The sequence below is a fragment of the Hoeflea sp. genome, from assembly GCF_039975035.1.
GTDB lineage: Bacteria > Pseudomonadota > Alphaproteobacteria > Rhizobiales > Rhizobiaceae > Hoeflea.
This window is the reverse complement of sequence record NZ_JBDWHW010000259.1, coordinates 1-12,154: the sequence shown is the minus strand read 5'-3', so window position 1 is coordinate 12,154 and position 12,154 is coordinate 1. Positions and strand designations below refer to the sequence as shown.

General features: G+C 61.1%; 12 protein-coding genes and 1 pseudogene. 8 read left to right on the top strand and 5 right to left on the bottom strand.

Going from position 1 to position 12,154, the window contains the following annotated elements:
• Window positions 1-42: 42 nt before the first annotated feature.
• From ABJN75_RS23130 to ABJN75_RS23115, 4 genes are all read right to left on the bottom strand, one after another.
• Window positions 43-384 carry a tRNA-binding protein gene (locus ABJN75_RS23130; protein WP_348442037.1) on the bottom strand — a complete coding sequence of 114 codons (342 nt, stop codon included), beginning with the start codon at window positions 382-384 and terminating at the stop codon, window positions 43-45.
• A 39-nt stretch (window positions 385-423) separates the two neighbouring features.
• Entirely contained in the window at window positions 424-1,236 is an 813-nt protein-coding gene (gene proC, locus ABJN75_RS23125) for a pyrroline-5-carboxylate reductase (protein ID WP_348442036.1), read from the bottom strand.
• Window position 1,237: 1 nt separating this feature from the next.
• The gene (locus tag ABJN75_RS23120) at window positions 1,238-1,738 is read right to left on the bottom strand and encodes a YbjN domain-containing protein (protein WP_348442035.1); all 501 of its coding nucleotides are present in this window, start codon (window positions 1,736-1,738) and stop codon (window positions 1,238-1,240) included.
• Window positions 1,739-2,074: 336 nt separating this feature from the next.
• Entirely contained in the window at window positions 2,075-2,395 is a 321-nt protein-coding gene (locus tag ABJN75_RS23115; RefSeq protein ID WP_348442034.1) for an accessory factor UbiK family protein, read from the bottom strand.
• Window positions 2,396-2,636: 241 nt separating this feature from the next.
• Here ABJN75_RS23115 and lgt point away from each other — a divergent pair, with 241 nt between their 5' ends.
• From lgt to ABJN75_RS23085, 6 genes and pseudogenes are all read left to right on the top strand, one after another.
• Window positions 2,637-3,470, top strand: a complete 834-nt coding sequence (lgt, locus tag ABJN75_RS23110) for a prolipoprotein diacylglyceryl transferase (protein ID WP_348442033.1) — start codon at window positions 2,637-2,639, stop codon at window positions 3,468-3,470.
• A 23-nt stretch (window positions 3,471-3,493) separates the two neighbouring features.
• The gene (locus ABJN75_RS23105; RefSeq protein ID WP_348442032.1) at window positions 3,494-4,594 is read left to right on the top strand and encodes a class I SAM-dependent methyltransferase; all 1,101 of its coding nucleotides are present in this window, start codon (window positions 3,494-3,496) and stop codon (window positions 4,592-4,594) included.
• Between the two features lie 102 nt (window positions 4,595-4,696).
• Window positions 4,697-5,515 carry a peptidoglycan editing factor PgeF gene (pgeF, locus tag ABJN75_RS23100; RefSeq protein WP_348442031.1) on the top strand — a complete coding sequence of 273 codons (819 nt, stop codon included), beginning with the start codon at window positions 4,697-4,699 and terminating at the stop codon, window positions 5,513-5,515.
• A complete protein-coding gene (locus tag ABJN75_RS23095; RefSeq protein WP_348442030.1) occupies window positions 5,499-6,653 on the top strand; it encodes a Xaa-Pro peptidase family protein in 1,155 nt (384 codons plus the stop codon). The genes pgeF and ABJN75_RS23095 overlap by 17 nt, the downstream gene beginning before the upstream one ends.
• Before the next feature lie 386 nt (window positions 6,654-7,039).
• A pseudogene (locus tag ABJN75_RS23090) lies at window positions 7,040-7,402 on the top strand (hypothetical protein); the annotation flags it as partial.
• Window positions 7,403-7,633: 231 nt separating this feature from the next.
• The gene (locus ABJN75_RS23085) at window positions 7,634-8,566 is read left to right on the top strand and encodes a ribose-phosphate pyrophosphokinase (RefSeq protein WP_348442029.1); all 933 of its coding nucleotides are present in this window, start codon (window positions 7,634-7,636) and stop codon (window positions 8,564-8,566) included.
• Window positions 8,567-8,573: 7 nt separating this feature from the next.
• On the opposite strand, the gene chrA is transcribed toward ABJN75_RS23085, so the two are convergent.
• Window positions 8,574-9,896, bottom strand: coding sequence for a chromate efflux transporter (gene chrA / locus ABJN75_RS23080; RefSeq protein ID WP_348442028.1), 1,323 nt, complete (start codon window positions 9,894-9,896; stop codon window positions 8,574-8,576).
• 592 nt (window positions 9,897-10,488) lie between these two features.
• On the opposite strand from chrA, the gene ABJN75_RS23075 reads away from it, so the two are divergent.
• Window positions 10,489-11,133 carry a 50S ribosomal protein L25/general stress protein Ctc gene (locus ABJN75_RS23075; protein WP_348442027.1) on the top strand — a complete coding sequence of 215 codons (645 nt, stop codon included), beginning with the start codon at window positions 10,489-10,491 and terminating at the stop codon, window positions 11,131-11,133.
• A 33-nt stretch (window positions 11,134-11,166) separates the two neighbouring features.
• Window positions 11,167-11,907 carry an aminoacyl-tRNA hydrolase gene (pth, locus tag ABJN75_RS23070; protein WP_348442026.1) on the top strand — a complete coding sequence of 247 codons (741 nt, stop codon included), beginning with the start codon at window positions 11,167-11,169 and terminating at the stop codon, window positions 11,905-11,907.
• The last annotated feature ends 247 nt before the right edge of the window (window positions 11,908-12,154 follow it).

The window sequence follows — 12,154 nt, the reverse complement described above, 5'->3', positions numbered from 1 at the left end:
GGTCCGGTCACAGCATGCGTGCAGGCCGGGCGTGCACACAGCTCACATCAGTCGCGAGCCATTCGGCACCGTCTTGTCGATACCCGCCAGCACCACCGCGCCGTCCTCATCCGCAAACCCGAGTGTCAGCACCTCCGACATGAACGGGCCGATCTGGCGCGGCGGAAAATTGACCACCGCCATCACCCGCCGGCCGACAAGCTCATCAGCCGAATAATGCACGGTGATCTGTGCCGAGGATTTCTTCTCGCCAATCTCCGGGCCGAAATCGATCCGCAATTTGTAGGCCGGCTTGCGCGCTTGCGGAAACGGTTCCGCCGCGATCACGGTGCCGCTTCTGATATCGACTTTTTCAAAATCGTCCCAGGCGATGGTCTCGGTCATGGCTTAATCCGTTTCATGCTTTCTTTAGAGCGCCGTGTGCTAACCGGCCAGTTCGCGGGAACGGTCCGCCGCGGCTTTCAACGCCTTGTCGAACAGCGGCTGGATGCCATCCCGGTCCATCAACACCGCAAGTGCCGCCGCCGTGGTGCCGTTGGGAGAGGTGACATTTTGTCTCAGCGTTGCAGCGCCGTCCGGGGACTGGTGCATCAATTCACCGGCCCCCGTGACGGTCGCGCGTGCCAGGCGCATGGCGAGGTCCGCCGGCAGGCCGCATTTGCGTCCCGCCTCCGCCATGCACTCGGCAAGATAAAACACATAGGCCGGGCCACTGCCCGAGACCGCCGTGATGGCGTCGATCAGCGCCTCGTCCTCGACCCATTCGACAGGGCCGCAGACCGAGAGCAACCGGTCAATCTCGGCTTTCGCCGCATCACTGACAGCGGCATTGGCCACCGCCCCGGTAATCCCCCGGCCGATCATCGCGGGCGTGTTGGGGATTGTCCGGACGATCGCGCCGCCCAGACGCTCTTCGAAATAGGACAGGGTCTTGCCAGCCGCAACCGACAGGCTGACAGTCTCCGGCCCGACCAGTCCGGCCAGGCCTGGCAGCACCTGATCCATGATCTGCGGCTTGACCGCCAGCATCAGGATGCCCGCCGTCAGCCCCTCGGGCGGGGTGCCCACGCAGCGCACGCCGGCCGTCTTCAGCCGCGCCGTCATTGCCTCGGAAGGTTTGGGATCAATCACCACGATCGAGCCCGGATCAACACCGGCGTCAAGCCAGCCATTGAGCATGGCGCCACCCATATTGCCTGCGCCGACCAGAACGAGAGGGGTGGTGGCCGAAATCATCTCACGCCTCGCCGCGGGTTTCGAACATCACCGCGGTGATCGCCGATTTGGCGTCCATGCCGGACCAGACGACAAACTGAAATGCCTGGAAATAGGCTTCGCAGGAATCAAGCGCGTTGGACAACAGCACCTCGACCTGCCGGTTGGTCGGCTCCGCGCCGCCGGCCAGAAGCAGCGACTGGCGGAAAATGATGACATGCTCCTGCTGCCACAGGTCGAAATGCCCCATCAACACCTGGCCGTTGACATGCGACAGAAGCTTCATCACCTCGGTGACGCGGGTTTCAGGAACCTTGATGTCGAAAGCGCTGGCGATATGCAGCGCCTCGCAATCCTCCATCCACGAGAACGAGACATGATAATCGGTCCAGTGCCCCTCCACTGTCATCGCGATTTCGTGCTCGCCGGAGCGTTCAAACGTCCAGTCGTTCGCCGCCGCCACGAATTCAATCATGTCCACCGGATTGGAATGCCGTTCGATTTCGAAATTACTGAGATTCATGCCCCACCTTGTTCATTTCCAGCGCCCTGCGAACCGCTCCGAACGGAACCCCGGCGAATACATCATCCACGCACGATTCACCTGCGCCCCAGGACATCCGCACTTTGCGACTCCCGCCGGGGCTGTTTGCCATCCGTTCCGAATCATCATTTAGAATCAGTGTATAAATGCAGAGTCCGAGCGCCAGTCCCCCGGTCGCATTTTGTCAGGGTGAGCCTGTGGACCAAGCTGCCAAACTGATTCCGCCGCGACTCATAACTGACTCACGCAAAAGGCTTTTTGAGCCTCGGGCAGCGGTGGACAACCTGTGCAAAAAAAACTGGGTAAATCAGCCCGTCAGGACTTATTGCGCGGCGCGCGCTTGGCTGCGGCCGGTTTTGCCGCCGCTGCATCGGCCTTGGCAGGCGTTTTCGACAGCGATTGCTCGAGCTTTTCCAGCCGGGCCGACAAGGCGTCATTCTCGTCGCGCGCCTTGATTGCCATCTCGCGAACCGCTTCGAATTCCTCGCGTTTGACCAGATCCATCGAATTGAGAAGCCGCTCGAACTGACTGCGCATGGCAGTTTCCATTTCGCGCTGCACGCCCTGCGCGGCGCCCGCCGCATCGGTCATCAGCTTGGCAAGTTCATCGAGAAGTCGGTTCGATCCGCTGTTCATGGTCTTCATCCCTGCGCCGGCATCGTTCCGGCGCTATTGCGAGTGGCCTTCGGTCCCCAGAGTTAAGCATTCAGGCGATAAGTTGCAAGCCAATGCACGGTCCGTAAGCCTTGCGCAAAGCCCGCATGGCATGTCAGGGGAGAAAATCACGCGGCATATCTGCCGAAAAATCGCCTTGAAGTTGTGACGCAATACCGGCGAGCGCTTCCATGGGCGCAGGCCATGCAGGAAGGAAGCCCTATTGGAACAGACCGCAACGCTGTTGTCGCTCATGGCCTTCCCGGACATTGATCCGGTGATTTTTTCAATCGGTCCGCTGCATATTCGCTGGTATGGTCTGGCTTATGTGACGGGCATATTGCTGGGCTGGCGTTATGCCCGGCGGCTGGTTGAAACAGGCAGGCTCTGGCCGCAGGGCAACTCGCGTATCTCGGCGCTCGACATCGATGACTTTTTGATGTGGGCAACCATCGGCATCGTTGCAGGCGGCAGGATCGGCTATATCCTGTTTTATGACCTGTCCGCGGTGGCTGCCAACCCGGTCCGGGCGCTGGAGATCTGGAATGGCGGCATGTCCTTTCATGGCGGATTGCTGGGAACGCTCGTCGCCATGATCGTGTTCGCCCGTAGCCGCAAGATCCCGCTGTTCCGCCTGTTCGACGTCGTCTGCGCTGTGGTGCCGGTGGGCCTGTTTTTCGGCCGGCTGGCCAATTTCATCAACTCCGAGCTCTGGGGCAAGCTGAGCGACGCACCGTGGGCGGTTGTGTTTCCCACCGGCGGCCCCTTCCCGCGACATCCGACGCAGCTCTATGAGGCCGGACTGGAGGGGCTGCTCTTGCTCACAGTGCTGGCCTGGCTGATCTACCGCCACCACGCGCTCAAACTGCCGGGACTGGTGGCGGGCTGTTTTGTCAGCGGCTATGCGCTGGCGCGTATTCTTGTCGAATTCTACCGGGAACCGGACGTGCAGATCGGCTATCTCGCCGGCGGCTGGTTGACCATGGGCATGGTGCTTTCGCTACCGATGCTGGCGGTCGGGATCTGGGTTATCGCCACCGCGAGGTCGCGCACATGAACAAGTTCTGGAAAATCAACACCATGACCCCTCTTGCACACAAGATTGTCCGGTTGATCGAACAGACCGGCCCATTGCGAATTTCGGACTATTTCGCGCTTTGCCTCGCCGACCCTGAGCATGGCTACTACCACAACCGGGAACCTTTTGGCCGGTCGGGCGATTTCATCACCGCGCCGGAAGTCTCGCAACTTTTTGGCGAGATGATCGGGATTTTCCTGATCCACGCCTGGCAGGCGCAAGGCACGCCCTCGAAAGTGAGGATCGTCGAAATCGGTCCGGGCCGCGGCACCTTGATGTCCGACGCCCTGCGGGTGATTGCCCGCCTCGCGCCCGAACTGTATTCCGACGCCACCTTCCACATGGTGGAAACCAGTGAGCGCCTGCGCAATGTGCAACGGCAGACCCTGGTGCGCATCAAGGAGCGCCTGTCCTGGCACTCGGCGTTCGAGGAGATCCCCGAGGGCTTCACCCTGATGGTCGCCAATGAATTGTTCGACGCGATTCCGATCCACCAGTTCGTCAAAACACGCGATGGGTTTCGCGAACGCGTGGTTGGCCTGGACAGCGCCGGATCACTCAGCTTCGGTCTCGGCCCGGGCGACTTTGATCCGTCCCTGCTGCCGGTCGAAGAGGGGCGCGTGCCCGAGGGCGAGATCTTTGAGCTCTCGCCGGCCAGAACAGCTGTGATGCAGGCCGTTGCCGAAAAGCTCGTGCGTGACGGCGGTACGGCCCTGACCATCGATTACGGTCATCTGATCACCGGATTCGGCGATACGTTGCAGGCCGTTTACCGGCATGAATACGACCCGCCGCTGGCCCATCCCGGCGAGGCTGACCTGACCAGCCATGTGGATTTCGAGGCGCTCGCAGAGGCGGCGCAGGCCGCGGGCGCCCATGTTCACCGGCCGTTGACCCAGGGAGATTTTCTGGCGGGACTGGGAATTGTGGAGCGCGCCGGCGCGCTCGGATCCGGCCGTGACGCACTGACCCAGGCCGCCATCCGCGATGCGGTCAACCGGCTGGCGGGCGAAGGCGAAGGCCGCATGGGTGCGCTGTTCAAGGTGCTTGCCATCTCCGGCGACGCGGCCAGTATCGCGCCTTTCCATCCCCAGACCGCTTGAGCGAACGAATTGACAGACGCCATCTTGATGTCCACCATTCGCACGCTGTTGGACCAGAGCCGCAGAGTCGGCCCGGCATAAGGCCCTGTGGGAGGAGCAACAATGACGGTTGAGCGCCACACGCCAAACCCGGTGCGAAGCACGCTTCTGGATGAGGTTTCAGCAGGCAGTGGAATTTCCCACGGCTTTTTCAGCCGTTCCGGGGGAGTGTCCGAGGGGCTTTACCGTGGCCTCAATGTCGGCCTCGGCTCAAACGACAACCGCGGCCATGTCCTGGAAAACCGGGCAAGGGTGAGCCGCTGGTTCGATCTTCAGGCCGACCGGCTGGTCACCGTGCACCAGGTCCATTCGCCGCGGGTGCACATCGCCACAACGGATAACCGCGAACAACGCCCGGAGGCCGACGCACTTGTCACCCGCACACACGGGCTTGCTATCGGCGTACTGACCGCCGATTGCGGCCCGGTGCTGTTCGCCGATCCCGAGGCCGGCGTCATCGGTGCTGCCCATGCAGGCTGGCGCGGGGCGTTTGACGGCGTGCTGGAAAGCACGGTCGCCGCAATGCAGGGTCTGGGCGCCAGGCCAGACCGCATCGCCGCCGTGCTGGGCCCCTCGATCAGCCAGGCCAATTACGAGGTCGGCCCTGAATTCATGGATCGTTTCATCCGCAATGATCCAGCTCACGCGAGCTATTTCCTTGCATCGCCCAAGCCCGGCCATGCTATGTTTGACCTGCGGCAATTTACACTCGACCGGCTGCGTGCGGCTGGATTGAAAGCTGATATGCTTGCCGACTGCACCTATGCCGACGAGGAGGCCTGGTTCTCCTATCGGCGCTCCACCCATCGCAATGAACCTGATTACGGACGACAGATTTCCGCCATCGCCATCAAGGAGGACTCCCATGGCCCTGCATTTTGAACGCGAGGAATACGCGGCCCGTCTGAACAGGCTTACTGCCAGCATGCGGGCCGAGCAACTCGACGCCATGCTGCTGTTTGCCCAGGAGAGCATGTACTGGCTCACCGGCTACGACACCTTCGGTTTCTGCTTTTTCCAGTGTCTGGTGGTCAAGGCCGATGGCTCGATGACCTTGCTGACACGGTCCGCCGATCTGCGTCAGGCTCGACAGACCTCGAACATCGAGCGAATCGTCGTCTGGACCGACCGGACCAACGCCGATCCTGCCCTGGATCTGAAAAACCTGCTGTCCGATCTCGACCTTCTGGGCGAGCGGATCGGTGTCGAATACGATACCCATGGACTGACCGGCGCAAATTGCCGCAAGCTCGACAATCAGTTGCACAGCTTCGCCGAACTGGTGGATGCGTCCTATCTGGTCAGCCATTTGCGGCTGATCAAGAGCCCTGCGGAGGTCGCCTATGCGAGACGCGCGGCGGAACTGGCCGACGAGGCGCTTGATGCCGCCTTGCCTTTGATCAAGGCGGGGGCTGACGAGGCCGACATCCTGGCCGCCATGCAGGGCGCGGTATTTTCCGGCGGCGGCGATTACCCGGCCAACGAATTCATCATCGGATCCGACCAGGATGCGCTGCTGTGCCGTTACAAGTCCGGGCGCAGGAAATTGGCTGAAAATGATCAGTTGACGCTGGAATGGGCCGGCGCATTCGCCCATTACCACGCCGCCATGATGCGCACGGTCATCATCGGCGAACCGAAACCGCGCCATGTCGAACTTTACGAAGCCTGCAGGGAAGCGCTGGATGCGATCACCGCCATCCTGAAACCGGGCACGACCTTTGGCGAGGTGTTTGACGCCCACGCCGACGTGATGGATGCGCGCGGACTGACCCGCCACCGGCTCAATGCCTGCGGCTATTCGCTGGGCGCGCGTTTTACCCCGAGCTGGATGGAACACCAGATGTTTCTTGCCGGAAGTCCGATTGTGATCGAACCCGACATGACGCTCTTCGTGCACATGATCATCATGGATTCCGAAGCTGGCGCCGCAATGACGCTGGGACAAACCTATCTGACCACTTCGGACGCTCCCGAATCGCTCTCGGCCAAATCTCTTGATCTGATCATCGCGTCCTGACAGCACGGATCCCGGCTGCGGAACCGCCATCATCGCAACCTGGATCGGTAAAGAACCAACAGCGATTGACAGGCCTGCCTCCGGGATTTCATAACAAAATGCGGGAAAAGGGCGGCACCATGATGCAAGGCATCAAAATCATCGGCGTAATAGGCGCACTGACCGTGTTGATTGCCGGTTGCAACAGCACGGAACAGACGCTCCAACCGATTCCCGGAGATCAATCCGCATCCGGTCAGAACAGTGACGTCATCGCACCGGTCAATGCGTTTCCCGGCGCCGGCACTCCGGCAGCCGCGACCCAGTTGCCCGGATCTTTCCCTGCAACGGGCACACCGGCTGCACCGGCTCAGATGCAAGCCTCCCTGTCCGCCGGTCAGGTACGCGGACAAATCCGCTTCATGCCGGTTATCGGCGCACCGGTGAACGCCGTCACCCCACTTTCGCGCCAACTCGCCGCCGAGGCGCGCAATCGCGGACTGGCTATCCTGAGTTCATCTGATTCCGGTGGCGAACATGTGCTCAAGGGCTATTTCACCGCTGACAATTTCGATGGCAAGACCACCGTGTTCTACGTTTGGGACGTGCTGGATACGGCGGGCAACCGGCTGCACCGGATTCAGGGCCAGGAAGTCGTGCCGGACGGATCGGGCGGAGCGGGCGATCCATGGGCCTCCGTTCCCGCGGGCGCAATGGAGCGAATCGCCACTCGTTCAATCGCCGAATACGCTGCCTGGCGCGGCTTCTGACCCCGATCGAGTCCCCCAACGTCACCACGATGGTCGAAATTCGCAACCAGTTGCGAACTTCGCCGGCACAGGTTTTTCGCCACGTTCAACAAAAAAATCGTCCGCTTGGCGCATGCGTACTTGCAATCATCAAAACCGCCGCTAAAACCCGGGACGAACGGATTGACGCTCCGTCCTCATGCGTATCCCTGCGCATGATGAGACGCAGCGGGAACAAACAGGCGGTCCCAAATGAAGGTTTTCGCAGGAAACTCGAACCGGCGTTTGGCGGAGTCCATTTGCAATTATCTCAATGTGCCGCTGGGCAAGGCAAGCGTACGTCGCTTCGCTGACCAGGAGATCTTCGTCGAAATTCAGGAGAATGTGCGCGGTGAGGATGTCTTCATCCTTCAGTCCACATCCTATCCGACGAATGATCACCTGATGGAACTGCTGATCATGATCGATGCCTTCCGGCGGTCGTCGGCCCGGCGGATCACGGCCGTTCTGCCCTATTTCGGCTACGCCCGCCAGGATCGCCGCGCCTCGGGCCGCACGCCGATTTCGGCCAAGCTTGTTGCCAACCTGATTACCGAGGCCGGTGCCGACAGGGTTCTCACGCTTGACCTGCATGCCGGCCAGATCCAGGGTTTCTTTGATATTCCGACGGACAACCTGTTCGCCATTCCGGTGATCGCCCGCGACATCAAGGCCAACTACGACCTGTCGAACCTGATGGTGGTATCGCCGGATGTCGGCGGCGTGGTCCGTGCACGCGCGCTTGGCAAACGGCTGGGTTCGCTGCTGGCCATCGTCGACAAGCGCCGCGACCGACCCGGCGAATCCGAAGTCATGAACATCATCGGCGATGTTGAGGACAAGGACTGCATCCTGATCGACGATATCGTCGATTCGGGCGGCACCCTGTGCAACGCCGCCGAGGCACTGCTGGCCAATGGCGCCAAATCGGTGACCGCCTACATTACCCACGGCGTGTTGTCCGGCGGCGCGGTGGCGCGGGTTTCCTCGTCCAAGCTGAAAGAGCTTGTGATCACCGACTCGATCCAGCCCACCCAGGAAATCCAGTCGGCGCCCAATATCCGCGTGATTTCGACCGATGGACTGATCGGTGAAGCGATCAACCGGACGGCCGCCGAACAGTCGGTCTCAAGCCTGTTCGACTGAGCCTGGCTCAAAGCGGCAGGGTGACCGCGATACCGGTCAATGTCGCGGCCCCTAAAACCGCAAACAGATTGAGCTGAAAACGCAGCAGCGCCACTCCTGCGCCAAGCGCGATGACCAGCGCTGCGACATTCAGCGTGGCGATGTCGGGCATGGGCAGCACAAGAGGCCCCGCCACCGTTTCCCCGACAGTTTTAAACAGCACATGGAGCGCGAACCAGACTGCGAGATTGGCAATCACCCCGACCACGGCGGCAGTGATCGCGGTCAGCCCCGCCGACAACCATTTGACGGAACGCAGACGCTCGATGTGCGGGGCGCCGGCAAAAATCCAGAGGAAGCATGGGGCGAAGGTGAAAAACAACGCCACCAGCCCGCCCAGCAGTCCGCCGCCAAGTGGATCGAGCCCGGCCTCGCGCGCCCCGCCGAGAAAGCCGACAAACACCAGCACCAGAATCAGCGGCCCGGGTGTGGATTCAGCCAATCCCAGGCCTGCCAGCATGTCGCCCGGCATCAGCCAGCCATGCACTTCGACAGCCTGCTGGCCGACATAGGCGAGAACCGCATAGGCGCCGCCAAAGGTCAAAATCGCTGCCTTGGAGAAAAACAGCGCCATTGCGGCGAGTGCCTCCGGGACGCCCGGCAGCCACAGCAGAACAGCCAGCGGCGCCAGCCAGATCCCGCCCCAGATCAACACCGTCCGCAAGGTTGCCCCAGCCAGTTTCAGCAAGCTGCCTGGCATTGGTTCGCCAACTGGATGATCGGCAGGAACTGGTTTGACCGGCGCGATAAGCGATGCAAGCACCCCGATTGCGCCGGCCCCCAGAACAATCAGCGGAAACGGCAGCTTCAACAGGGCAATGGCCACAAATGCCAGAAAGGCCAGCGCCCAGGCGAGCGGCGACTTGAGCGCCCGCCCGGAAACCTTGAGCAGCGCTTCCACCACGATCGCCAGCACCGCTGCCTTCAACCCGAACAGGACGCCCGCCACCAGTGGCAGGTCGCCATAGTGAAAATAGACCGCCGACAACGCCATGATCACCACAAAACCGGGCAGGATGAACAGCAGGCCGGCGAGCAGCCCGCCGCTGACACCGCGCAACAGCCAGCCCGAATAGGAGGCCAGTTGCATGGCTTCGGGCCCCGGCAACAGCATGCAAAAATTCAGCGCATGCAAAAACCGCGGCTCATCGAGCCAGTGCCGCTCTTCGACCAGTTCGCGATGCATCAATGCGATCTGCCCGGCCGGACCGCCGAAAGACAGCAGACCGATGCGTCCGAAGACCCGGAACAACTCGCCAAATGACGGCGGCAAAATCGTGCGGTCAGACATTCCTCAACCCCATATGGTCCACTGTCAGACCGACTGCTTTCCTGGCTTCAATTCAATCCTCGACCCATACTGTGTCACCTCCCCTGATCCCGCACAAAACAGGACAGCGCCTGACCGGCCTCATGCTCGTATACACACTACACATCAACACGTGCGCGCCCGAATTCACCGGCCCGGTTTGCCGCACCCAAAAAACTGCCCGACTGCCGGCTTTGCCAACTTTTCAGATGAGCCAGACAGTCAAGTCGGCTGCAAGCCCGGCAGGCTACAGTGACTTGATTGTCGAAAAATGACAGTGAAACGCTCCTCTCATTCCTGCGCGGTTGACGCAGCCTGGAACCGCAGCGTTCAACGGGGCCCCCGTGGCTCCCAATCACCGCCATCGGCTCGCGGTGCCCAGCAAGCCCGCGCCGGGCCAAATCGGCCAATCTCTTGCAATCAGGCCGTTGCTCCGCTATAGCGGCCACGTCCGTGCAGACACCCTTGGAGGCAACGCGGATGAGGCGCCGGCAACGGCGCTTGATGTTTTTTGGGACCGGCGCAAGCCGCTGATCAAAAGACAGCCCCAGTTAGAACCTCGAAAGGTTATGCCATGAGCAATGCTGCATATGAGCTGAAGGCCGAGGCGCGCGCACAGGTTGGTAAGGGGTCCGCCCGTGAACTTCGCCGCAACGGTTTGATTCCCGCTGTCATCTATGGTGACAACAAAGACCCTGTTTCCATCGCGCTGTCGCGCAAGGATGTCACCAAGAAGATCCACGATGGCGGTTTCCTGACCACTCTCGTGACCATCGAAGTTGACGGCAAGAAGCACTCCGTGCTGCCGAAGGATTACCAGCTTGATCCTGTGCGCGACTTCCTGATGCATGTCGATTTCCTGCGCGTGTCGAAAAACACCCAGGTGACTGTGGACGTTCCGGTTCACTTCGAAAACGAAGAGAAGTCCCCCGGTCTCAAGCGCGGCGGCGTTCTCAACGTTGTGCGCCATACCGTCGAGTTCCACTGCCCGGCCAACGCGATCCCGGATTCGATCACCGTCGACCTCACCGGTCTCGAACTTGGTGCCGGCATTCACATCTCGCATGTCACGCTGCCTGAAGGCGTCGAGCCGACGATTACCGATCGCGATTTCACCATCGCAACGATCGCATCGCCTGCCGGCCTCAAGAGCGACGACAACGCCGCTGGCGACGAAGACGCTGCAGAAGAAGCAGCCGAAGGCGACAGCGAAGAATAAGCTGTCCTGGTACGTTAATGAGGATCAGGTCCCATGTTGCTCATCGCAGGACTTGGAAATCCCGGCCCTCAATACGCCAGAAACCGGCACAATGTCGGCTTCATGGCGGCGGACGCAATCGCCCGCCGCCATTCGTTTTCGGGGTTTTCGAAAAAATTCCGGGGTGAGATCGCCGAAGGCACGCTCGCCGGCGAAAAGGTGCTTTTGCTCAAACCCATGACCTTCATGAACCTGTCAGGCGACAGCGTTGGCGAAGCCATGCGGTTCTACAAGCTCGGCCCTGCTGACATCATCGTTGTTCACGACGAACTCGATCTGGCGCCGGGCAAGCTCAAGCTCAAGACCGGTGGCGGCAATGGCGGTCACAACGGGCTGAAATCCATCGACGCCCATTGCGGCAAGGACTACAAGCGGCTCAGGATAGGCATCGGCCATCCCGGGCACAAGGACCGCGTCAACCCGCATGTGCTGGGTGATTTCGCCAAATCGGATCAGGACTGGTTGCAGCCGCTGCTCGATGCCATCGCCGACAATGCCGACCTGATGGCGCAGGGCAACGACGCAGGCTTTCTCAACAAGATCGCGCTCGCCACCGGCGCCGCAGAGGCAAAGCCCGCCAAACCCGCCAAGCCTGGCGCGCCCGCTGATGGAAAATCCAAACCACCGGCGAAATCCCATATCCATCAGGCCCGCAACAGCGCACAGCCCAAGCAACTGCCCACCTCCGGCCCGATGGCCGACATGCTGAAGAAGCTGTTCGGCACCAAGGACTGACCGGTCGCGCTGCGCGCGATAGCCGGCTCCGCGCTTTGCGCCGTACAACTAATATGACGCATTCTGCCGCAATGATTTTATGGGCTGAGAAGGATTTTCATCGAACGGCATACCTGGCGGGTACGTTCAAGACGAAAATCCTTCTCAGGACTTGAAGGCATGCGGCCCTTCGGGTTGGCTGAAACCTGCTACCCACTGCGTCGGGCGGCTTGAGAGATGGACCCGCATCGCTCTGCGCCGTCCTTCT